This window comes from Candidatus Flexifilum breve (assembly GCF_016713355.1).
On sequence record NZ_JADJPI010000007.1, the window covers coordinates 260,676 to 281,550 of the forward strand.

The following is a 20,875-nucleotide window of genomic DNA, read 5'->3' on the forward strand; positions in this document are numbered from 1 at the left end:
AGTTGCCGGGAGAAACACACATGCCACCTGAAGTCATCCTCGATAACGAATATGCCACGGTCTGGTTTTATCCAAAAGATAAGGTCATCCATCACCAGTTTCACAAGTTCATCCACGGCGATAAGTTCCGCGAGGTACTGACACGCGGAGCCGACATTATGGGCGAGCAGGGGGCGGTCAAGTGGCTGTCGGACGACCGCCTGAACTCGGCCGTGCCGAAAGAAGATACGGCCTGGGCGCTCAGTACCTGGATGCCCCGAATTCAGACGATTGGGTGGAAGTATTGGGCGGTGCTCTACCCGGACAAGAAAATTGGTCAAATCAATCTCAGCTACTTCATCCGGGAGCTCAGCCAGCAAGGGGTTACCGCCGAAGTTTTCGACGATGTGGACGAAGCCCTCAACTGGCTGCGCTCCGTGAATTGATCACCCGGTTGGTTGGCCGTCCGCTGACCACCGTCATTCTATCGCCACACACAGTTAGACGGAGCAAAGCCATGACCGCGGAAGTTATCCTCGATAACGAGTACGCCACCTTATGGTATCACCCGGACTCGGGCATCGTGCACCATAAGTTCCATAAGTTCATTTACGGGGAGAAGTTCCGCGAGGTCTTGAACACCGGCTATGAGGTCTTCAAAGCGCGCGGGGCGAGCAAGTGGTTAACCGATGACCGCCTGAACTCTGCCATCCCCAAGGAAGATACCGCCTGGCTGATCACCGACTGGAATCCGCGCGTCATCGCCGCCGGGTGGAAATATTGGGCGGCGGTGCTGCCCGACAAAAAAGTCGGGCAGGTCAACATTAACTGGCTCATGCGCGGTGGTCACCAACAGGGGCTGATCGCGCTGGCTTTTGAAGATCCCGACGAAGCCCTCCACTGGCTGGAAACCGTCGATCAAACTGCACCCGTCGAACCTACAACCTCGAGAGAACAATGACGACACACACACTGCTTGAAAACGATTACGCGACGCTCGTTTATCACCCGGAAAGCGGAATCGTGCACCATGAATTTCGCAAATTCATCTATGGAGACGCGCTGCGCGAAATTCTGGAAGTTGGCTTGACCGCCTTCCAGCAGTACGGCGCCTCGAAATGGCTGTCTGATGATCGCAAGAACTCCGCCGTCCCGCAGGCCGATCTCGAATGGGCAGTTGAATTTTGGGTCATACCTATGATCCAGTCTGGCTGGAAATACTGGGCGGTTGTGTTTTTGGACAAAGCCGTCGGCAAAGCCGCGATGATGCGCATCATCGAAAACTTCACGCAGTATGGCTTGACGATTGAGGTGTTTGACGATCCCGCCGATGCACTCAATTGGCTGAACTCCATGTGACGCCGGTCACCTCAACCATCGGCCACACGAGCCCCTGACCAGAAGCGCACAAACTAGGGCGCACTGTTGTGCGCCTTTTGCATTACGCCATTGCACCCGCGCGCGCTAAACTTGCAATTTTGATTTGGGTTAAGGACGATACCCGTGTCGAGATTACAGGCTTTACCCACCGGGCGCTTGCTGGCGGACTATTCACTCTGGTCAGCCGATCTAGCAAATCTGGCGAACGATGTGCGGCGCACCGAACCGTTCGCCGATGTCTATCATCTGGATGTTGCCGATGGGCAGTTTGTGCCCAGTCTGCTGTTTTTCCCCGATCTCGTGAGCGCGCTGCGACCGCTCACACCCAAGCCGTTTCACGTGCACCTGATGACGCTCAATCCCGCGCGGCTGATCGACGACTTTGCCGAGGCGGGCGCGGATGTCATCACCGTGCACCTTGAAAACCCGGAACTCCCCGCCGCGCTGGAGCAGATCCGCGCGCGTGGTCTGAGCGCGGGGATCGCCATCCAACTGGAAACGCCCGTCGAAGCGGTTCTGCCGTATCTCGACCAGATCGAAGTGATCGTCATGATGGGGACGAAGCTCGGCATCAAGGGCGTGGGGCTGGCTGATGAGGCGTGCCCGCGCATCACCGCCCTGAGCCGTTTGCTCACCGCGCGCGGTCTGCGGGACAAGATCAAAATCTCGGCGGATGGCGGCATTCGCGAGCAGACCGTGCCCAGGCTGCGTGCCGCGGGCGCTGACATGATCACGCCCGGCTCACTGGCATTCAAAAGTCCGAATCTCTTCGAAACGACGCTGTGGCTGCACGCGCTCCCGCGGCAGGAAGGGTAACCGACGCCATGTTGATCGCGATGGCGGGGCTGCCCGCCACTGGCAAAAGCACCATCGCCCGCCCGCTGGCGCAGCGTCTGCCCGCCGTCTTGCTCGACAAAGATGTGATCCGCGCCGCTCTGTTCGCGCCGGAGCATGTCGAGTACGCCTCTGCGCAGAACGACCTGTGCGTCGAGGTCATGTTTCAAGTGGCGGAGTATCACATCCGTAACCACGCGGAGAGGCACGTAATTCTGGATGGGCGGACGTTTTCAAAGCGCTATCAGGTCGACAGTCTGGTGAGTTTCGCGCAGCGCATCGACGTGCCCTTACGCATCATCGAATGCGTGTCGGATGACGCGCAGGTCGCCGCGCGCTTAGCCCGGTCGCAGCACACGCATCTCGCCGCCAACCGCAATCTCGATCTCTATCGTCAGCTTAAGGCGGAGGCCGATCCCATTGATCTGCCCAAATACGTCATCGATACGGGCGCGGTGACTGTGGAGACGGCGGTGGCGCGTGCGCTGGCGTATGTGCTGTCACCCGGCTAGACGCAAGCAGGCTGATTTGACGATCCACCGCACCTGATTAGCTGGGCCAACCGGGTGCGGTGGTTATCTTAACGTCAGTTAGGGATAAGCTGCTTGTCGATCCATCCGCATCTGCGCCCATATTGTGATCACCCGCCAAACCGCTCAGGACGAGGCATGCCTCGTCCCTACGCAGACGCACTTATCTGTCTCCCCTCCCCGAATTCGGGGAGGGGCCGGGGGTGGGGTCGGATACAAAATCATCGCCACTTGGCTGTTTTATCCCTAACTGACGTTATCTTACTTGAGGTTGTATTCCATTTCTTTGCGCACGGTTTCGAGCAGCGTATCTGCGCGCATCTGGGCGAGCGTGTAACACGGCCCGCCGAGACGTTCCGCGAGACGATTCGCCAGCCCTTGATCGAACGCGACATGCTCCATGTTGATCGTCACCGTCTTGATGTCGTCCAGCTTGATCGAGTCGGCGATGCGGTGCGCTTCTTCCTGCGGCGAATCCTTGCCGATGGAGACATTGCCCGCGCCGTCGGTGAGCAGGATGATCAACGGGATGATGTCCGGGTGCAGGTTCTTCTCTTTGCGCACGCACTCGTGCGCCATGAACAACCCGGCGGAGAGCGGCGTCTTGCCGCCGACCGGGATCGTCGTCAGCGCCTGTTTCGCCAGCACGACCGAATTGGTCGGCGGCAGAATCATGTTCGCGCGGTCCTTCTGGAAGACGATCAGGCCGACGCGGTCGCGCCGCTGATAGGCATCCGTCAGCAAGGACATGATCGCGCCTTTGGTGGCGGTCATGCGTTCGCTGACGGCCATACTCCACGAGGCATCGACAACGAATAGGATCAGGTTAGCGGTCTTCTTGACGCGGACTTTGCGCTGGAGGTCGCCTTTGCGCAGCGCGTAGGCCATGCCGGTCGCGGCCTTCTGATCGGCGCGGCCCTTCTGGAACGGGGCGGCGGCGCGCAGCGTGGCGTCGAAGGCGATATCGTCGGTGCGACCGTTGGCCGGGCGAGCTTGCACGTAGCGACCGCGCTTGCGGTCGGTTTTGGTGCGCGACCGACGACCCGACTGGCGGCGGGTCATCTGGTCGAGGTTGGTTTGGAGTTTACGCGTGGTGAATTCCGCGCCGGATTGAACTTTCTTGCCACCCTCCCACCAGTACGCGTCGCGGTTATCGAAGACGTTCTGGGGCTGCGGGTCGGTTTGACCGTAATCCGGCGTATCCTGATCGCTATCCGTTGCTACGGATTGGCTTTTTTTTTGACTGTCTGTTCCGCGCCCTCATCAGTGCTTTCCTGCGATTCATCGCCTTCGCCCCACTCGGACTCGATCTGATCCATCTTCTTTTCGAGTTCCGCCATGTTCATCTGGGCGTCGCTGAACGGGCCGCGCTTCAGGCGGTGCGGAATCGCCAATTCGAGCGCCAGCAGAATATCATGCTGGTTGACTTCGTCGCGCAGGTTGTAGGCGGCGTAAGCGCGCGCCGTCTTGAGGATCACCATATCGGCGCGGTGACCGTCGATGTGGAGACCGCTCGTCAGCGTGGCGATGCTGTACAAATCACGGCGTGTGTAGGTCACGTCATCGACCAGCGCGCGCGCGGCAATGATGCGTTCGGCGAGCTGCTGCTCGCTGGGCTGCCATTCTTCGCGGAAGGCTTCGGCGTCGGATTCGTAGGCGATGTGCCGTTCGACGATTTCCATACGCTTGCCCGCATCGCGGATGCCTTCGACTTCCACCGACAGCGCGAAGCGGTCGAGGAGCTGCGGGCGCAGATCGCCTTCTTCCGGGTTCATCGTGCCGACGAGGATGAAGCGCGCCGGGTGCGCGAAGCTGATGCCTTCGCGTTCGACCACGTTCACGCCCATCGCCGCCGAATCCAACAGCAGGTCGACGACGTGATCGTCGAGCAGGTTGACTTCGTCAATGTACAGGATGCCGCGGTTGGCGTTGGCCAGCACACCGGGGTCAAACTTCTTCACACCCTGCTGAATGGCTTTTTCAATATCGAGCGTCCCCACGACGCGATCTTCGGTCGCGCTCACGGGCAGGTCGATGAAGGGGACATTGCGACGCGAAACGCTCTGATGCCCGTTCTGGTTATCGCGGGCCCAGTCCGACCACGTGTCGGGGCGCGCGGGATCGTCATTAAACGGAGAGTCCGTAAAAACATCAATTTCGGGAAGCAGCGCCGCCAGTGCACGCGCCGCCGTCGATTTACCGGTACCGCGTTCGCCGCGAATCAGCACGCCGCCGATACGCATATCAATCGCGTTCAGGATGAGCGCGATTTTCATCTTCTCCTGACCGACGATGGCGGTAAATGGATAAACAGGGGGTCGCTTGGCCATAAGGGTTCAACTTGCCTTGTGAATGGGAATCAACGTTAAAAATTATAACCCATCCTCACCCTTTGTGACAATTGCCACGAGGTGAGTCCATTGGGGCGGGAGCGGTGCCTCCGCCGACGTTTAGCGCGCGTCGTCGAACAGGATCGCCATGCGATACGAGTCGAGGTAGCCGCCCTCGTTGGCTTTCCAGAAGGCTTCGCGGTCGACGCCTTCATGCTCAAAGCCGAGCTTTTCGTATACGTGAATCGCGCGCGGGTTGTTGGTATACACGCCGAGTTCCAGACGGTGAATGGCAGGACTCTGGCGGCAGTAGTCGATCAATTGGCGGATCATGGCCGTGCCAATGCCGCGATTCCGCCACTCCGGCGCGAGCGCAATCGCGAGGCCGACCGTGCGCTTGCCCGCGCGCGGCCCGCCGCTGATGTTCGCCTGACCGATCAACTGGCCGTCAGGCGTCACGGCGACCAACCAGCAGGCATTGTCAGCGTCATGCCGCTGCCGGATCAAATCGCGTTCTTCATCGACGGTCCGCGTAAATTCGTCAGCCGAAGTGAAGGTCGTGCCGTTGTTCGGCTCGTCGGCGATGCGTTTCATGAAGGCAATCAAGGCTTCGGCATCGTCGGGCGTCGCCTCACGGATGATGTAAGCGTGGGACATCGGTCAACTCCTGGCGGCAAAATGCCCGTGGATTCAGAGATGAGGGCAAGACAGGCGCGCAGCGCCGTAGAGCAGCATGAAACCGTTGCTTTTAGCCTCACCCCCGCCCCTCTCCGAACGGAGAGGGGAGAAACATGCGTTCGTGAAGTCCCCTCTCCCTTGGGAGAGGGGATTTAGGGGTGAGGCTGAAAGGATCCCGTAACACTACCGAGCTACCGGCTTACCGCGCCTGTCAGCAGGAGGGGCGTCCGTACTCACACTGGACAGCCTGACTGTGAGCTGTCCACTGTAAACTGTGAACTCGTCTAGAACTTCTCCGGGAACACTTCGCGGGCGAGGCGTTCTTCTTCTTCGACCATGCCGCGCAGGAAAGCCAGGCCTTCGTTCCAGAAGTTCGGGTCGGTCAAATCCACGCCGACCTTCGCCAGAATGCGATCCGGGTAATCCGAGTCGCCCGCCGCCAGCACGTCGAGGTACTGCGGCACGAAGTCCGCGCCGCGCTTGCGGTACACATTGAACAGCGCCAGCACGAGCAGTTCGCCAAAGGCATAGGCGTACACATAGCCGGGCGTGTGGATGAAGTGACCGATATAGCTCCACCACCAACCGTAGTTGTCCGTGAGCGTGACGCTATCACCGAACATCTTGCGCTGCGTCTCCAGCCAGATCTGGTTGATGCGTTCGGTCGGCAGTTCGCCTTCGCTGCGGCGGGCGGTGTGCATCCCGTCTTCAAAGCGATTCATGGTCACCTGCCGGAAGACAGTCGCGAAGCTGTCTTCGACGCGGTGCGCGAGCGCCTTGAGCCGCACCGCCGGATCGGGCTGGCGGCGCATCAGGTCTTCAAACGTGAGCATTTCGCCGAATACGGACGCCATTTCAGCCGTCGTCAGCGGCGTATACAGGCCAGTCTGACCCTGCGCTTCGCCGGAGAGATACATATGCACGCCGTGCCCGAGTTCGTGCGCCAGCGTCATAATGTCGCGGTCTTTGCCGAGATAGTTGACGAACACAAACGGGTGCGCCGAAGCAACCGTCGGCGCGGCGAACGCGCCGCCGCGCTTGTTGGGCAGCACGGGCGCGTGAATCCAGTTTTCGTCGAAGAAGCGGTTGACGATCTCGCCGAGGCGCGGGCTAAAAGCCGTATACGCGCTGTGGACGACCTGGCGCGCTTCTTCCCATGAGTAGTTGGCTTCCGGCGCGTCGATCTTGAGCGGGGCGTAGCGATCATAGTCACGCAGCTCGTCGAGGCCGAGCAATGCCCGCTTGAGCTGGTAGTGCCGCGCGACGATGTCGTAATTCGACGTCACCGCCTGAATGAGCGCCTCGACCACCGCATCGGGCGCTTTGTTGGACAGGTTGCGCGCCGAAATCCACGTCGGGTAGCCGCGCCGCTGGTCTTCGTTCGCCTTATCGAGCATCAACGTGTTGAAGATGTACGTCAGTTCCATCTGCTTTTCGCGCAGCCCCGCCGTGACCGACTCGGCGGCCTTCTCGCGCACCGCGCGATCTTCGCTGTGCAGCTTGTCGAGAATCTTCGACTGGTTGACCTTTTCGCCTTCCCAGTCAAAGCGCATGGCGCTGGTCAACTGGGTGAAGAAGCGCACCCACGCACCCGCCCCGGTCACATCCTTCTCGACGATCAACTGCTCTTCGATCTCGCTCAGGGTGTACGGCTTGTAGCGGAGATCAGCTTCCAGCGGGTGACGGTACTTGCCGAGCGTGGGATGCGCCAGAAGCTGCGCCGCGACCGCATCGTCGACCGCCTTCCATTCCAGATCGAAGAACAGCAGCGTCTGGGCGAGCTTGGCGCCCTGTTCGCGCACGCGCTGGAGCAGCCGCCCGACCTGCGGGTTCGTCGTGTCCGTGCTGAAGTTCAGCGAGGCATACGAGCCGATGCGCCCGGAAACATCGTAGATGGCTTCCATTTCGACCATCGCGTCGACCATTTCCTCGGGGTCGAGCTGTGCCACGCGCCCGCGATACTTGGCGGCGAAGTCGTTCGCCATGCCCTGCACGCGTTCCATGTCCCGATCAATGGCGGGATCATCCAGCTTCTGATAAAAGATCGACAGATCCCAGATGACGTTTTCCGCGCCAGTCTTCTGTTCCAGTACTACATCCGCCATTCTATCCTCTTTCAGCATTCAACTTTACTCCAATGGTACTGAAAACCGCGGCTGAAAGCAACTGATGCACAGTCGATAGAAGGAGAGTATAGTAAGTAACGTATAACAAATCCGTTATGCTCAGCGCAGTCAACGGAGGACGATCATGCCGTTGCAACCGGGTGTTTTTACTGTGCACCCCGCCGATTATGCGCGGGTCGTCGAAGTCTGGGAAGCGTCCGTCCGCGCGACCCATGATTTTGTCGCCCCCGCCGATATTGAAATCTTCCGACCGCTCGTGCGGCAGGTGCTCCCGCATTTGACGCTCGCCAGCGTCCGTGATGACGCGCAGATCATCGGCGGTTTCGTCGCCATCGACGTGCACAAGGTCGAAATGCTGTTCATCCATCCGGATTATCGCGGGCAGGGTGCCGGACGGCGCTTGATGACGCACGCCGTTGAGGTCTTCGGCGCGACGGAAGTCGACGTGAACGAACAGAACCCGCAGGCGGTCGGCTTCTATCTGCATCTCGGCTTTGAGGTGTTTGCCCGCTCGGAGCGCGACGGGCTCGGCAAACCGTATCCGATTTTGCATTTGCGCCGGCGCGTTCCCTGAAGGCACAGTTCGTTTATGCGCGTTTCAGGTTTCATGGGTAAGCTTGGGGCAGCGATTTTACTGTAACAGGAGATTTGGCTATGGCTGCTGCTTTGACGGAAGCCGACATCACCGCCCGGATCGCCGCGCTGCCCGGGTGGGCGGCAGAGAACGGCGTGATCAGCAAAACGTATGCGCTCGACAGTTACATGGCCGGGCTCGCGCTGGCGAGTGCCATCGGCACGGTGTGCGAAGGGTTGGACCACCACCCGGATCTGTATATCGGGTACAAGAAAGTCCGCGTGAGCTTCACCACGCACAGCGCGGGCAATCAGCTCACGGCGAAAGACTTTGAGGCTGCGGCGGCGATTGAACGCTTAGGATATCCACGAGTCAAATGAACCAGTTAACCCGCATCCTTGGCGTTCCGCATGAACTGCTGCACCTGCTCGCCCTGCGCGTGATTGGTCGCCGCGCCGTGAGTTGGACGCGCACCCATGTCGATATCCCCGATGACCTGACCGATAACCAATATGTGTTCGTCGCCGGACTGCCTGCGCTGGTGTTCGTCATGCTGGCGCTGCTCGGCATGTACGCCATCGCCAACGCGCAGACGTATCCGCAGTCGATTCTCGCCATCGTCGTGATGGTGTTCGGCACGCTGTCGCTCTCGGGCACGGCAGGCGACTTGCAACTCATCGCGGATCGACTGAGCACGAAAAAGTAAAAGAGACTTAACCGCAGAGAACGCCAAGAGCGCAGAGAAGCCGAATTTGTTTTCGTAGGGACTCAATTCATTGCGTCCGCTGACGAAGGGAAAGGCTTTAAGCGCTTTTTAGAAGACATCTGAATATTCGGAAATGTTCTCGTAGGGGCGCACCTACGTGTGCGCCCAATACAGGGCAGACACATCGGTCTGCCCCTACGGAATTCAAGACGATTGATTTTTCAAATGGCCTCTTAAACACCCTTAGGTCTGCCTGTTCCCGTCCACAATACGCTGGCGAAACTCGAAGCCACCGAGCAGCGCCATCACGGACGCGCGATCCTGTTCAAACCGTTCTTCGCTGATGCTGTCGATATCAAACGTATATAACCACACCCCATTCTTCACAAAAATGCTCATCCTATAGCCGCTGTTACCTCCCGCGCTCCCGTTCAAGGTGATGCCTGACAGCACGCGGGCAACGGCTGGTTGACCATCAATCATCAGATCTTCAACGCGAACGAAGCTCACGCTTGGGTTCTGTTCGAGCCACGAGGCGCGGTTAATGGCTTCGATGGTCGCTGCGTCCACTTCTGGGGGAATCTCGGTTTTGAAGCGCGCAATTAACATCTCGGTGTAGGGGCTGGCCAAGGCCGCGTCGCACTCCCAGAATTCGATAACCTCACAGGTGGCCCAGAGTTGCGTGCTGGAAAGGTACCATGGCGCATCGTAGACGATGCGGAAATCTTCAACTTCGAACGTTTTTTGCGCGGGGCGCAGCCAGAAGACGGCGAACCCCACCCCGGCGAGTACGAGGATGACGATGGGCAGCGCCGCGCTACGTTGATGTCGTTTAGGTGCGGTTGCTGTAAGTGCTCGGAGCGGATCGGTCTCCATGCGGGTCTCCTGTCGTCAATAGCGCGTGCTGACTCCACCGGCTGTATTGCCACCATCCACGATGAGCATTTGCCCGGTCATGTAGCTCGATTCGTCGCTGGCGAGGAACAGCACCGCCCGCGCGATCTCCTCCACCTGCCCGACGCGTCCCATGGGCAGCGCCGCGCCCATCTTACGCAAGGCTTCCTCATCCGCCGCGTGCCCGTTAGCGCGCCAGCGTTCGACGAACGTATCGCCGGGGCACACCGCATTCACGCGGATGCCCTGCCGCGCGAAATCGAGCGCCATCGAGCGCGTCATCTGCACAACCGCGCCCTTAGTCGCCGCGTAGCAGGTCGCGTCCTGCCCGCCGACGATGCCCCAATCCGACGCGTTGTTGACAATCACGCCGCCGCCGTGCGCGAGCATGTGGCGCACAGCAGCGCGGCTGATGTAGAACGTGCCGTGAACGTTGGTGGCGAAGGTGTCGAGCCACGTCTCGTCGCTGGTATCGAGGATGCCCGTGTAGGGCACAATCCCCGCGTTGTTGAAGACGATATCCAGCCCGCCAAAGGCGCGGATCGTTTCGGCGACCACGCGTTCGCAGTCGTCGGCCTGGCGCACATCGCACGGCAGCGCCCATGCCGTGCCGCCCTCGTCCGTGATCAGCGCGACAGTGTGCGCGGCCTTCTCCTGATTGCGCGCGGCGATCATGACCTGCGCGCCCTCCTGCGCGAAGAGGCGAGCCGTCGCCTGTCCGATGCCTGAATTACCTCCGGTGATCAACGCGCTTTTGCCCTGTAGTCGTCCCATGATCCGCTGCCTTTCTGCCCACGCGGTGTAGTCCTTATTCTTATTGTCTCTCCGCCCTTAGCCTGATTGCAATGTATCGTATTTGTCGTACAGTTAAGGGAGAGCAGCACTTGGTGGAGTGGAGACATAAACGATGACAATTCGTAAGCTCATAGTAGTTTTCATGTTAATTGTTTTAACCGCGGTGAGCGTCACTGCCCAGGCCGACGTCGTTCCAGTCGGGATTGGCGAGAATGTGACGGGGGAAGTGAGCGCGGCAATCCCAGTCTCGGCGTTTAGCGTGAATGTGCCGACGCCGCAGACGCTGCAAATTCAGGTTTTGACGATTGGCTCCGGGTTAGCACCGGCGTTCCGCGTGTTCGATCCGTCGGGCGTCGTACTGCAAAGCGTTGATAACAGCGCGGGCCGTTCGACGGTAGCGGGCACGGTGCCAATTTCCACGCCCGGCCAGTACCGCATCGAGATCAGCGGCACATTTGGCACGGCGGGCGCGTTCCTGCTGAGCATTCAGGCGGGTGAACCGCTCGAAGCGCCAGAACCGCTCCAACCCGGCGAAGCCATCACCAGCAATGTGAGCGATCAAGCGACGCGCGCGGCCTTCACCGTCGCGGGCAACCCGACTGCGTTCCAACTGCTGACGGCGGAGTCACGTTCGGCGGGCGCGAGCCCGGTCTTCGTCCTGCGCGACTCGGAAACGGGCGAACTGCTCGGTTCGGCGGGCGCGCTGATCGGCGGCGCGCGCTTCCGTTTGCCGCCGGGCAATGTCTCCTTCCTGCTTGAAGTACTCTTCAGCGGCGCAAATTCCGATTTCTTCGTGTGTCTGGAAGTCGAAAACGGCCCGATCCGCTGCCCGGCGACGGGTGGCACAGCGCAAAACGTGCAGCCCACAGCGCTCCCGACCTCGGTGGTGATTGTGGCGACGCCCACGCTGTTCGTGCCCACGCAGATCGCCTTCCCGACGATTAATCCGCTCGGCCCGTGCACGGTCGCGACGGTCGGCGGCACGGCGGTCAATGTCCGCAGCGGCCCCGGCACGAATTTCGGCATTGTGACGCAGCTTTCGCCGTTGGGAACCGCGCTCGTCCTCGGTCGTGTCCCGGATGCCTCGTGGTATCAGGTGACGGTCAATGGCGTGACCGGTTGGGTCTCCGGCACTGTGGTGCGTGTTGGCGGCAACTGCGCGGCAATCTCGATCATCACCCCGCCGACGCTGACGCCGACCAGCACAACGCTGTTCACGCTGACGCCGACCAGCACGAACCCGGCAGTGGCCACCGCCACGCCGACGGCCACGACCGCGGCTCCGGCGGCGACGTTGAACTTCAACCTGCCGCCGAACTACGGGTCGACCCCGTTGACTTCGGGCTTCGTGCCGGATCCGTTCCAAGCAGGCATGACCTCCGGCGGCAGCGTTGACGTCAGCTATCTGGGCGGCGGCTGCACCGGCTTCGCGACCTCCGCGCCCGATTTCAGCGTGAACTACACCGCTGGCGCGTTCCCGACGCTGCGCTTCTACTTCGTGGGCAGCGGCGACTCAACGATGATTATCAACGGCGCCAATGGTCAGTTCGCCTGCAACGACGACAGCTTCGGCACGCTCAACCCGACGATTGATTTCAATTCGCCGGCGAGTGGGCGCTATGACATCTGGATCGGCAGCTTTGCCTCCGGTTCGTTCATCAGCGGCACGCTGTCCGTCACCGAAAACACCGGCAACCACCCGTAAGCAGCCCTTCGCTTCAGAATCACAACGGACGCCTCGCGGGGCGTCCGTTGTGTTTTAACGTCAGTTAGGAATAAACCTCATGCGCGCGTTCCCCTCACCCCACCTGTCAGGGGTAGGTTTTTAATTGTAGGGACGAGGCATGCCTCGTCCTCGGTAGAAAATCGCACCAGAACCGCTCCGCGTAACGCTTTGATTTTCCTCAGTTAGGGAAATAGATGACGGGTGGGTTGCCCTCTCCAGAGAAAGACAGGACGAGGCATGCCTCGTCCCTACAGATTCTTTGGCGAAGGAACCCCAGGTTCCATTGGGAACCATGAAAACCTATCTATGTCACCTCACCCCCAACCCCCGCTCCTACGCAAGCGGGGAGAGGGGCGATGAACAGCGCTTTGGCTGTCTCCCCGCCCTGAATTCGGGGAGGGGCTGGGGGTGAGGTCGGAAGCTGCCCTTATTCAACACCCTCTTGCCTCGACCGCTAACGGGAGGGGCAAGCCATTCTGTCTGTTGCCTCAGATTAAACTATCGCGCTCTCCCCGCTTGCGTGCTAGCAGGGCTGAGGGTCTGTGAATACTTCATTCAATCGGCTTGAGACCGGCTTCGATCTGCGCGCGGTGCGGTTCGAGGAAGGGCGGCAGCGCCAGCCGTTCGCCGAGCGTTTCGAGGCTTTCGTCGGCGGCAAAACCGGGGCCGTCGGTCGCCAATTCGAACAGGATGCCCTCGGACACGCGGAAGTAGAGCGACTTGAAGTAGAAGCGGTCGATTTGGCCGGAGGTGGGCAGGCCGACGCGGGCGAGGCGCTGTTCCCATGCCGCTTGCTCGGCGTCATCCGTCACGCGGAAGGCGACGTGATGCACGCCGCCGCGTCCGAGATTGGCGCGTCCGCCGCTGCGCACTTCGACCACATGCACTTCGCGTCCCGGCCCGCCGCCATCCATGCCGAACACAATCAGCGCTTCGCCCGTGGGCAGCGTCTCCCGACGGAGTTCGGCAAAGTTGAGCACCTGCGTGAGCAGAATCGCCATACGGTCGAGATTAGGGACGTGCAGCACGACGCCGTAGAATCCCCGAATGGCATGGTCGAGCGGCACATCGGCCCCATCCCACACTTCGCCCTCATACGGCGCGCCGCCATCGTCGACCAGCATCAAGCGCTGCCCTTCGGGATCGTCGAAGCGCAGCGCGGCGCGCCCCGCCCAAGTGCTGATTCCCTCGTGCTGCACGTTTTCCGCCATCAAGCGTCCCACCCAGTAATTGAGCGCCGCCGCGCCATTCACGCGGAACTGCGTGGTCGCGATGCTGTCCGTGCCACGCCGATTAGCGCCCAGCATCGACCAGTCGAAGAAGGTCATATCCGTGCCGGGGGAGCCGAGCTTATCCGCGTAAAACAGGTGATACGCCGAGGTATCGTCCTGATTGACCGTCTTTTTGACCAAGCGCAGACCCAGCACGCGCGTATAGAAATCGTGATTCAAGCCAGGATTGCCGGTGACGGCAGTGACATGGTGAAGCCCGTGAAGCTGCATATGCTGTAGCCTTTCGTCTCAGACCTCAGAATGGGAAGTGCTGATGAGTGCGGAGATGATCGGGGCGCAGCACGCCGCGCCCCAATTGAATTATCGGATCGGATGGTGAAAGCAGGATGAGGGTTTAGCGGGGACTGCGTTCAACCTGCACGAGCGCGCCTTCGGTGAGCGACTGCACGTAGATGCACATCGGCCACTCGATGGCGACATCCGCAACGGTGATCTCATCATCGGTGAGTGTGACACCGGTGTTGCGGGCAATGGCGAACGGGGTCGCCTCGTCACGCTCGCCCATGACCAACTGCGCCGCCGCGCAAATCGTGTCGGCGATGCCGCGCCGCGTGACCATCATTGGGTTGCCGAAGAGATCCGGCTTGCCGCGCTCATCCTGCACGGGACGGAAACCCGCCGTAGCCAGCGCGACGCCCGTCGTGCCGATGCGCCCCGGCATCAGCCAACTGTCGGTGAGGATAACGCCGATATCGACGCCGAGGCGCGCCCGCATCGCCGCGCGAATGCGCGCCGCCGTGCGATAGGGATGCTCCGGGAAGACGACCGCGTAGCCATTGGGGATGTTCGAGCGGTCGATGCCCGCATTGGGTGAGAGAATGCCGTCTTTGAAGGTGAGCAAAAAGCCGGGAATACCGCCGAAGATGTGATCCGCCTGCTGCGCGACCAGCGCGGCGATCCCGGGATTCATGCTGTAGCGCTCGGCGAGCATGGCGGCTTGCGGCGTGATCTCGATCTCGTCCAGCTTGACGATCTGGCCCTCGCTGATCGCCGCGTACTTGCTGGACACGGCCAGCACATCACCCGGTTCAAGGGCTGCGCCCGCCGCGGCGATAGCATCGGTCAGCGTGGCGTACAGGTCAAAGGCCGCCTGCTGCACCGGAGCAGGCACCGGGATCACGATTAAGGGGTTACGCACAGTGAAACTCCGGACTCAGTTACGATTTGCGTTCATGCTATCACTGGCATAGGTTGAAAGCTAGTCTGCCTTGGGCATGTGCATCACACACCCGGCGACCGCAACCATATAGCTACGCACGGCTTAAGGCTTCAGTTTGCGATCTGAGAAGGAGAACCCATGCCCCAGGAATATATCGAGATTCGCGGTGCGCGTGAGAACAACCTCAAGAACGTTTCGCTGCGCATTCCCAAACGCCAGATCACCATCTTCACCGGCGTGTCGGGTTCGGGCAAGTCCTCCATCGTCTTCGACACCATCGCCTCTGAAGCGCAACGCCAGCTTTACGAAAACTTCAGCATGTTCATTCGCGCCTTCCTGCCGCGCTACTCCCAGCCGGACGCCGACGCCATTGAGAACCTGAACATGCCAATTGTGGTCGATCAAAAGCGCCTCGGCGGCGGTTCGCATTCGACGATGGGCACCATCACCGACATTTACGCGGTGCTGCGGCGGCTGTTCTCGTATATTGGTCAGCCGCATGTGGGGCACGTCAACCTATTCTCATTCAACGATCCGCAGGGGATGTGCCCGGAATGCAACGGTTTAGGCCGCAAGCTGGGTGTGGATCTCGACCGCTTTCTCGATCCGTCCAAGTCGATCAACGAGGGCGCCATCCTGTTCCCGGAGTATGCCATTGACAGTTGGGGCTGGAATCTCCTCACGCAATCGGGCTTATTCGACACCGACAAGCGGTTGGCCGATTATTCCGACGAGGAAATGAACCGCCTGCTCTACAGCCAGCCCGTCAAGGTCAAAATGATGATCGGCAACAAGTCGATGAACATGACCTTCGACGGCATTGTCGAGAAGTTCACGCAGAAGTACATCACCCGCGACCTGAAAACCCTCTCAGAGCGCACCCAAAAATCCGTTGAGCCATATCTGACGATGCAGCTCTGCCCGCTGTGCCACGGCGCGCGCTTGAGTCCAGCGGCGCTGAGCTGCAAAATCAATGGGCTGAATATCGCCGAGATGTCGGCCATGGAAGTGGGCGATCTGATCAACGTGATCCGCGCAGTCACCGATCCGAAAGGCGCGCCCATCGTCGCGACGCTCGTCCAGCGGCTGCAATATCTGATCGACATTGGGCTGGAATACCTCACGCTGAACCGCGAAACGGACACGCTGTCCGGCGGCGAGTCGCAGCGCGTCAAGATCGTCAAGCATCTCACCAGCAGCCTGAGCGATGTGATGTACGTGTTCGACGAGCCGAGCGTCGGCCTGCACCCGCGCGATGTTCACCGCATGAATGAACTCTTGCAGCAGCTCCGCGACCGGGGCAACACCGTGCTGGTAGTCGAACACGACCCGGATGTGATCAAGGCGGCGGATCACGTGGTGGATGTGGGGCCGCGCGCGGGCAGCAACGGCGGACGGATCGTCTACGAAGGCAGTTTCGACGGGCTCCTGCAGTCGGAGACGCTCACGGGCAAGCACATGCTGCGCCAGATGCCGATCAAGACCAGTTTCCGCGCCGCTAAAGGTCAACTGCGCATCACGAATGCGTGCGTCAACAATTTGCAGAACGTCAGCGTGAACATCCCGCAAGGCGTGCTGACTACTGTGACAGGCGTCGCGGGTTCGGGCAAAAGCTCACTGATTCATCAGGTGTTTCTACACCAGCATACCGACGCGATTGTGATTGATCAGTCGCCCGTCGGCGCGAATACGCGCTCTAACCCGGCCACCTACACCGGCATCATGGACGATGTGCGCAAAGCGTTTGCCAGCGCCAACAACGTCAGCCCGTCCCTGTTCAGCTTCAATTCGGAGGGCGCGTGCGAGAACTGTCAGGGCTTAGGCGTGATCTACACGGAACTGGCGGCGCTGGGCGAGGTTAAATCGCCGTGCGAAATCTGCGAAGGCAAGCGCTTCAAGGACGAGGTGCTCGAATACAAGCTGAACGGCAAGTCGATCAACGATGTGTTGGGGATGACGGTGCAGCAGGCGCTCGAGTTCTTCACCATCAAGAAGATCACCGCTCGGCTGCAGGCGATGAGCGATGTCGGCCTCGACTATCTGACGTTGGGGCAGCCGCTCAGCACGCTCTCCGGCGGCGAGTGCCAGCGCATCAAGCTTGCCAGCGAACTGCACAAGCAGGGCAGCATCTACGTGATGGATGAGCCGACCACCGGGCTGCACATGTCGGATATCACGCACCTGCTGGCGATCATGAATCGGCTGGTGGATGCGGGCAATACGGTGATCGTGATCGAGCACAATCTCGACGTGATCAAAAACGCGGACTGGATCATCGACATGGGGCCAGAAGGCGGTAACAAAGGCGGGCGCGTGCTGTTCGAAGGCACGCCGCGCGACATCGTGCACGCCGAGCAGTCGATCACGGGGCGGTATCTGCGGGGGTAAAATCGGTAACTAGACGGCGTGTGGGATTTCAGTTTAGTCTGCCAATGCGTAGGCCTCACCCCAAGAACCTGACGGTTCTTTGCCCCTCTCCCAAGGGAGAGGGGCGGTTGAGCGCAGCGAAACGGGGTGAGGCCGCTACGGCTTGTAGAACTGGATGAGGCCGTGCTTGCCGTTGAAGCGCCAATCGTTGTGCGCCACATCGAGCTTGTCCGCCAAGCCCGTCGGCAAGCCGACGATGGTATCGCTTTTGCAGGTGCGCAGCGCCAGCAGCGGCGCGGGGAAATAGTTGACCGCTTCGGCGAACGGCGTGTCGGCAGGCCACAAGGCATCGCTGACGATGCGGCGATAGTTGGCATCCCCCTTGAAGATCACCAATTCGGCGTCCTCGAACTGCCACAGCAGGCGCGGCGGCATCTGCGGGCCGAAGTACGGGCTGTTCCACCAGCGATCCGGCGTGATGCGCAGCCGATCATCCATGAGCGCCAACTGCACCCGTTCGCTGATCTCACGCGCCTCTTGACCGAAACCGCGCGTGAGTGAACCACGCAGCGCCATTTCGCTCAGGAAGTCGAGCACATCGCTGCGCGTGGCGTCGCTGACGAAGGTTGGATGATCTTTGACGTGCAGCGTGACGCGATCCACGATATCGAGGAGCGCATCGACGAACAGAATATCCATCGCCAGTTCGGTCCCGGCGTTATCGAGCACGATATGGACGTGCCCCGGTTCGCTCGCCTGCAAGTAATCGATGACCGCCGCGCTGTCATCCGCCAGCAGATCGTCGCTGGTCGCCGCGCCGTGCGTCGTGCCGATGGCATAGCTCAAGTCGACGCGGTTGCCCCACAACGCATGATGCAGCAGGTTTGCGAGTCGTGTGTCGGGTGGCGCCGTCAGCGCATGGCGAATCGCCGCCTGAATCCCACCACCCGTGACCTCTTCTTCCTTCTTGGCGACGAACGGATCCACGCCAGTGGTGTGCCAATCAACTGCGCCGACGATCAGCCGATAGAGATACACCTCTGCGAAGAACCACTCGGTATTCAGCCACGACTCGCCGTCATGCGCGGCGAACGCCTCCAACCACAGGTCGTAGTCGGGCGCGGAATCGGGCAGCGGGTGGATCGGCGCGTCGTTCTCAATCGAGATGCGCAGGCGTTCCAACGCGGTGTGGATGGGCATGGGGAAGTTATTGAGGCGCTGTGTCTCGCGAATGATGTTGGGCACGCGCACACGCATCGTGTTGGCGGCAAACCAGTTGCTGCCATCGGTGCGAATTGGGGGAGGGGTCATGCATTCTTATCCTTTTCCCCGTTCAAAACCTGAAGCTCGGGGATGGGTATTGGGACAACGCCTGTCGTCCGGTTGAGAATAACGAACGGGCTGAGCCAAGTCCCAGGCGGACATTGTGCAGCTCACCCCTTGCTTGACCTAATCGATCGGTTGACTAATTTGAACTTTTGTTCTAGATTAAACCTAATCTTAATTATACCTGAACCAGTGGCTCCATAGCGATCCAGTTCGGGCATATCTGCCAAGTCAGGAGCAATACAGCATGTTCAACCGGGTCAGCGCTATCGTGCTCTTTGTGCAGGATTTCCCCGCTTGCTTGACATTCTATCGGGATACCTTGGGTTTGCCGGTCGCGCAGCTGGAAGCCAAGTTCGTCGCCTTTAAGATGCAGGATCAGGATTTTGCGCTGCAGGAGCTGGGGCAATCGGCGGAGATGGTCGGCGTGGACGTGAGCGCCTTCGAACCGCTGAGCGGGAAACTGGTCCGGTCGATCCTGTGCGCCGATGTCGACGATGTGGATGCGATCTATGCGACGCTCAGCGCGAAGGGCGTGCCGTTCACGCGCCCCCCGCTGACGCAGCCGTGGGGCTACCGGGTAGTGTACTTCAACGACCCGGAAGGTAACCTGTGGGAGCTCCGGCAGAGCGTGTGAGTCAGGCTTTGGGGAAAACGTCGGCGACGGGCACGCTGAAACCGGGCAGCACGTCGCCGCCCGTCAGGAGATCGGTCGCGGTCAGGCGCTGCACACGTTCTGCTACATGCACGGTGATCACTTCGCTGCGCGGTTTGATCACCCAGACCATACTCACGCCAAGCTGTAAATATTCGGCGACCTTGTCGTCAACATCCTCGTAGTTATCGGTCTTCGAAACCACTTCCACACATAAATCAGGAATCAGAGCAAACGGACGTTCGCGCCAGTCCGGTGTGGCGTTTTTGTAGTCCGTCCAACGGGTAACCCGGTAGGCCATGAGATCCGGTACACGCGAACCGCGTACCCGATCCGATTTCTCATCCCGTACGAAGGGTGTATCCGTATAAAAAACGATTCCATTCAGCTTGGCCAACAGCATGACCAAAACGCGAATAATCTCTCCGTGAATCGCTACGGTCGGCACTACGGGAATCCTTTCGCCGTTGACCAGCTCAAAGGGGGCTTTGTCATATTCGCGGATGAACTCGTCCAGCGGCATCCCGATGCGGGTCTGCACATCCATCGGCTTGATCCTTTTGCTTTCGTGATACCCCTATTATACCGGGAACGCCAAGCGTACTGCCGCGCTTGCCTTAAAGCCCCGTGTGTAAGAATCCTTCTGCGCGCAGACTACGTTATAATCACCCTATCAATGAGTGGATAGGGTCTCAACAATGCTGGAGAACGTACTCAAGCGGCGCAAGCTGGAAGAACAGATGCGCAAAGAAGGGCGTTTGCCCCCCGGACAGTCGCTCACGCTCGATTTTCCCGTGCTCCATTATGGCGGCGTCCCGCGCTTCAACGAGGCGACCTGGGATTTGCGCGTCTTCGGTGAAGTCGACAAAGAAATGCGCTGGAACTGGAAAGATTTTCAGGCGCTCCCCACGGTCACGCAGACCTGTGATCTGCACTGCGTGACGCGCTGGAGCAAGTTTGACACGGTGTGGGAAGGCGTGCGCTTTAGCGACTTCGTCAAGCTGTTTGGGGTGCGCCCGACGGCGCGCCACGTCATCGCCCACTGTGACGGCGGCTATACGACCAATGTGCCGCTCGACGTGATGATGGACGACGATGTCATGCTGGCGTACAAGTTCGACGGCCAGCACCTCGATACCGAGCATGGCTATCCGCTGCGCACGCTCGTGCCCAAGCGCTACTTATGGAAGAGCGCCAAATGGCTGCGCGCGCTCGAATTCAGCGCGAATGATCAGCCGGGCTTCTGGGAGGTCAACGGGTATCACAACGAAGGCGAGCCGTTCCAGGAACAGCGGTTCAGCCGCCGCGGCGGGTTCTTCTAAACCGCCACCTCACCCCCATCCCCTCTCCGGAGGGGAGGCAACCTTCCTCGCCGAGCCAATCTTCGTACGGATGCGATTTATCGCGTCCGTTTTTGGCCTCACCCCTCAGTCCCCTCTCCCACGGGAGAGGGGAAGTGGGTTCTGTTTCCCGCTGATCTCAGTCTGCAGTGCTATAATACCTCGCAGGCATTACCCAATCAGA

The 20,875-nt window shown here is 60.1% G+C and carries 22 protein-coding genes; 12 read left to right on the forward strand and 10 right to left on the reverse strand.

Translation table 11 applies throughout. The features are described from left to right. The first annotated feature begins 20 nt into the window (after positions 1-20). The 5 genes from IPK17_RS06675 (at position 21) to IPK17_RS06695 (ending at position 2,705) form a co-directional block, all read left to right on the forward strand. Positions 21-425 carry a hypothetical protein gene (locus tag IPK17_RS06675; RefSeq protein WP_343416900.1) on the forward strand — a complete coding sequence of 135 codons (405 nt, stop codon included), beginning with the start codon at positions 21-23 and terminating at the stop codon, positions 423-425. Between the two features lie 71 nt (positions 426-496). After that, on the forward strand, positions 497-940 hold the full coding sequence (locus IPK17_RS06680; protein ID WP_343416901.1) for a hypothetical protein: 444 nt from the start codon (positions 497-499) through the stop codon (positions 938-940). After that, a complete protein-coding gene (locus IPK17_RS06685; protein ID WP_343416902.1) occupies positions 937-1,338 on the forward strand; it encodes a hypothetical protein in 402 nt (133 codons plus the stop codon). Before IPK17_RS06680 ends, IPK17_RS06685 begins: the two co-directional genes overlap by 4 nt. A gap of 144 nt (positions 1,339-1,482) precedes the next feature. Next, positions 1,483-2,175 carry a ribulose-phosphate 3-epimerase gene (locus IPK17_RS06690; RefSeq protein ID WP_343416903.1) on the forward strand — a complete coding sequence of 231 codons (693 nt, stop codon included), beginning with the start codon at positions 1,483-1,485 and terminating at the stop codon, positions 2,173-2,175. An 8-nt stretch (positions 2,176-2,183) separates the two neighbouring features. Then, positions 2,184-2,705, forward strand: a complete 522-nt coding sequence (locus tag IPK17_RS06695; RefSeq protein ID WP_343416904.1) for a P-loop nucleotide/nucleoside kinase family protein — start codon at positions 2,184-2,186, stop codon at positions 2,703-2,705. A gap of 279 nt (positions 2,706-2,984) precedes the next feature. Here the strand turns inward: IPK17_RS06695 and IPK17_RS06700 are convergent, their stop codons facing one another. The 4 genes from IPK17_RS06700 to IPK17_RS06715 form a co-directional block, all read right to left on the reverse strand. Further along, a complete protein-coding gene (locus tag IPK17_RS06700) occupies positions 2,985-3,785 on the reverse strand; it encodes a vWA domain-containing protein (RefSeq protein ID WP_343416905.1) in 801 nt (266 codons plus the stop codon). 158 nt (positions 3,786-3,943) lie between these two features. Further along, a complete protein-coding gene (locus tag IPK17_RS06705) occupies positions 3,944-5,053 on the reverse strand; it encodes a magnesium chelatase ATPase subunit I (RefSeq protein WP_343416906.1) in 1,110 nt (369 codons plus the stop codon). A 120-nt stretch (positions 5,054-5,173) separates the two neighbouring features. After that, the gene (locus tag IPK17_RS06710) at positions 5,174-5,710 is read right to left on the reverse strand and encodes a GNAT family N-acetyltransferase (RefSeq protein WP_343416907.1); all 537 of its coding nucleotides are present in this window, start codon (positions 5,708-5,710) and stop codon (positions 5,174-5,176) included. A 305-nt stretch (positions 5,711-6,015) separates the two neighbouring features. Continuing rightward, the gene (locus IPK17_RS06715) at positions 6,016-7,836 is read right to left on the reverse strand and encodes a M3 family oligoendopeptidase (protein WP_343416908.1); all 1,821 of its coding nucleotides are present in this window, start codon (positions 7,834-7,836) and stop codon (positions 6,016-6,018) included. A gap of 145 nt (positions 7,837-7,981) precedes the next feature. Between IPK17_RS06715 and IPK17_RS06720 the strand changes: the two genes are divergently transcribed. The 3 genes from IPK17_RS06720 to IPK17_RS06730 all read left to right on the forward strand — a co-directional run bounded on the left by IPK17_RS06720 (position 7,982) and on the right by IPK17_RS06730 (position 9,137). Then, complete coding sequence (locus IPK17_RS06720; RefSeq protein WP_502748474.1) at positions 7,982-8,431, forward strand: GNAT family N-acetyltransferase; 450 nt, start codon at positions 7,982-7,984, stop codon at positions 8,429-8,431. A gap of 80 nt (positions 8,432-8,511) precedes the next feature. Continuing rightward, positions 8,512-8,811 carry a 4a-hydroxytetrahydrobiopterin dehydratase gene (locus IPK17_RS06725; RefSeq protein ID WP_343416909.1) on the forward strand — a complete coding sequence of 100 codons (300 nt, stop codon included), beginning with the start codon at positions 8,512-8,514 and terminating at the stop codon, positions 8,809-8,811. Next, complete coding sequence (locus IPK17_RS06730; RefSeq protein ID WP_343416910.1) at positions 8,808-9,137, forward strand: metalloprotease family protein; 330 nt, start codon at positions 8,808-8,810, stop codon at positions 9,135-9,137. Before IPK17_RS06725 ends, IPK17_RS06730 begins: the two co-directional genes overlap by 4 nt. Before the next feature lie 243 nt (positions 9,138-9,380). Here IPK17_RS06730 and IPK17_RS06735 read toward each other — a convergent pair whose 3' ends face one another. Then, entirely contained in the window at positions 9,381-10,013 is a 633-nt protein-coding gene (locus IPK17_RS06735; RefSeq protein ID WP_343416911.1) for a hypothetical protein, read from the reverse strand. Between the two features lie 15 nt (positions 10,014-10,028). Further along, entirely contained in the window at positions 10,029-10,805 is a 777-nt protein-coding gene (locus IPK17_RS06740) for an SDR family NAD(P)-dependent oxidoreductase (RefSeq protein WP_343416912.1), read from the reverse strand. A 163-nt stretch (positions 10,806-10,968) separates the two neighbouring features. On the opposite strand from IPK17_RS06740, the gene IPK17_RS06745 reads away from it, so the two are divergent. Beyond that, entirely contained in the window at positions 10,969-12,531 is a 1,563-nt protein-coding gene (locus IPK17_RS06745) for an SH3 domain-containing protein (RefSeq protein WP_343416913.1), read from the forward strand. Positions 12,532-13,103: 572 nt separating this feature from the next. Here IPK17_RS06745 and IPK17_RS06750 read toward each other — a convergent pair. Together IPK17_RS06750 and IPK17_RS06755 are read right to left on the reverse strand one after the other, a co-directional pair. After that, positions 13,104-14,054: a ring-cleaving dioxygenase gene (locus IPK17_RS06750; protein ID WP_343416914.1), complete on the reverse strand. Its 951-nt coding sequence runs from the start codon at positions 14,052-14,054 to the stop codon at positions 13,104-13,106. Positions 14,055-14,178: 124 nt separating this feature from the next. Next, the gene (locus IPK17_RS06755; protein ID WP_343416915.1) at positions 14,179-14,982 is read right to left on the reverse strand and encodes a coenzyme F420-0:L-glutamate ligase; all 804 of its coding nucleotides are present in this window, start codon (positions 14,980-14,982) and stop codon (positions 14,179-14,181) included. 159 nt (positions 14,983-15,141) lie between these two features. Here IPK17_RS06755 and IPK17_RS06760 point away from each other — a divergent pair, with 159 nt between their 5' ends. After that, the gene (locus tag IPK17_RS06760; RefSeq protein ID WP_343416916.1) at positions 15,142-17,391 is read left to right on the forward strand and encodes an ATP-binding cassette domain-containing protein; all 2,250 of its coding nucleotides are present in this window, start codon (positions 15,142-15,144) and stop codon (positions 17,389-17,391) included. 135 nt (positions 17,392-17,526) lie between these two features. Here IPK17_RS06760 and IPK17_RS06765 read toward each other — a convergent pair whose 3' ends face one another. Then, positions 17,527-18,681 carry a damage-control phosphatase ARMT1 family protein gene (locus IPK17_RS06765; protein WP_343416917.1) on the reverse strand — a complete coding sequence of 385 codons (1,155 nt, stop codon included), beginning with the start codon at positions 18,679-18,681 and terminating at the stop codon, positions 17,527-17,529. Between the two features lie 262 nt (positions 18,682-18,943). On the opposite strand from IPK17_RS06765, the gene IPK17_RS06770 reads away from it, so the two are divergent. After that, entirely contained in the window at positions 18,944-19,333 is a 390-nt protein-coding gene (locus IPK17_RS06770) for a VOC family protein (RefSeq protein ID WP_343416918.1), read from the forward strand. Between the two features lies 1 nt (position 19,334). On the opposite strand, the gene IPK17_RS06775 is transcribed toward IPK17_RS06770, so the two are convergent. Then, positions 19,335-19,898: a Uma2 family endonuclease gene (locus IPK17_RS06775; protein WP_343416919.1), complete on the reverse strand. Its 564-nt coding sequence runs from the start codon at positions 19,896-19,898 to the stop codon at positions 19,335-19,337. Between the two features lie 151 nt (positions 19,899-20,049). Between IPK17_RS06775 and IPK17_RS06780 the strand changes: the two genes are divergently transcribed. Then, on the forward strand, positions 20,050-20,673 hold the full coding sequence (locus IPK17_RS06780; protein ID WP_343416920.1) for a sulfite oxidase-like oxidoreductase: 624 nt from the start codon (positions 20,050-20,052) through the stop codon (positions 20,671-20,673). Positions 20,674-20,875 lie beyond the last annotated feature (202 nt).

Coding starts and splice junctions, on each gene's coding strand:
- IPK17_RS06675 (WP_343416900.1), top strand. CDS start 21: ATGCCACCTGAAGTCATCCTCGATAACGAATATGCCACGGTCTGGTTT.
- IPK17_RS06680 (WP_343416901.1), top strand. CDS start 497: ATGACCGCGGAAGTTATCCTCGATAACGAGTACGCCACCTTATGGTAT.
- IPK17_RS06685 (WP_343416902.1), top strand. CDS start 937: ATGACGACACACACACTGCTTGAAAACGATTACGCGACGCTCGTTTAT.
- IPK17_RS06695 (WP_343416904.1), top strand. CDS start 2,184: ATGTTGATCGCGATGGCGGGGCTGCCCGCCACTGGCAAAAGCACCATC.
- IPK17_RS06700 (WP_343416905.1), bottom strand. CDS start 3,785: ATGACCCGCCGCCAGTCGGGTCGTCGGTCGCGCACCAAAACCGACCGC.
- IPK17_RS06705 (WP_343416906.1), bottom strand. CDS start 5,053: ATGGCCAAGCGACCCCCTGTTTATCCATTTACCGCCATCGTCGGTCAG.
- IPK17_RS06710 (WP_343416907.1), bottom strand. CDS start 5,710: ATGTCCCACGCTTACATCATCCGTGAGGCGACGCCCGACGATGCCGAA.
- IPK17_RS06715 (WP_343416908.1), bottom strand. CDS start 7,836: ATGGCGGATGTAGTACTGGAACAGAAGACTGGCGCGGAAAACGTCATC.
- IPK17_RS06720 (WP_502748474.1), top strand. CDS start 7,982: ATGCCGTTGCAACCGGGTGTTTTTACTGTGCACCCCGCCGATTATGCG.
- IPK17_RS06725 (WP_343416909.1), top strand. CDS start 8,512: ATGGCTGCTGCTTTGACGGAAGCCGACATCACCGCCCGGATCGCCGCG.
- IPK17_RS06730 (WP_343416910.1), top strand. CDS start 8,808: ATGAACCAGTTAACCCGCATCCTTGGCGTTCCGCATGAACTGCTGCAC.
- IPK17_RS06735 (WP_343416911.1), bottom strand. CDS start 10,013: ATGGAGACCGATCCGCTCCGAGCACTTACAGCAACCGCACCTAAACGA.
- IPK17_RS06740 (WP_343416912.1), bottom strand. CDS start 10,805: ATGGGACGACTACAGGGCAAAAGCGCGTTGATCACCGGAGGTAATTCA.
- IPK17_RS06745 (WP_343416913.1), top strand. CDS start 10,969: ATGTTAATTGTTTTAACCGCGGTGAGCGTCACTGCCCAGGCCGACGTC.
- IPK17_RS06750 (WP_343416914.1), bottom strand. CDS start 14,054: ATGCAGCTTCACGGGCTTCACCATGTCACTGCCGTCACCGGCAATCCT.
- IPK17_RS06760 (WP_343416916.1), top strand. CDS start 15,142: ATGCCCCAGGAATATATCGAGATTCGCGGTGCGCGTGAGAACAACCTC.
- IPK17_RS06765 (WP_343416917.1), bottom strand. CDS start 18,681: ATGACCCCTCCCCCAATTCGCACCGATGGCAGCAACTGGTTTGCCGCC.
- IPK17_RS06770 (WP_343416918.1), top strand. CDS start 18,944: ATGTTCAACCGGGTCAGCGCTATCGTGCTCTTTGTGCAGGATTTCCCC.
- IPK17_RS06775 (WP_343416919.1), bottom strand. CDS start 19,898: ATGGATGTGCAGACCCGCATCGGGATGCCGCTGGACGAGTTCATCCGC.
- IPK17_RS06780 (WP_343416920.1), top strand. CDS start 20,050: ATGCTGGAGAACGTACTCAAGCGGCGCAAGCTGGAAGAACAGATGCGC.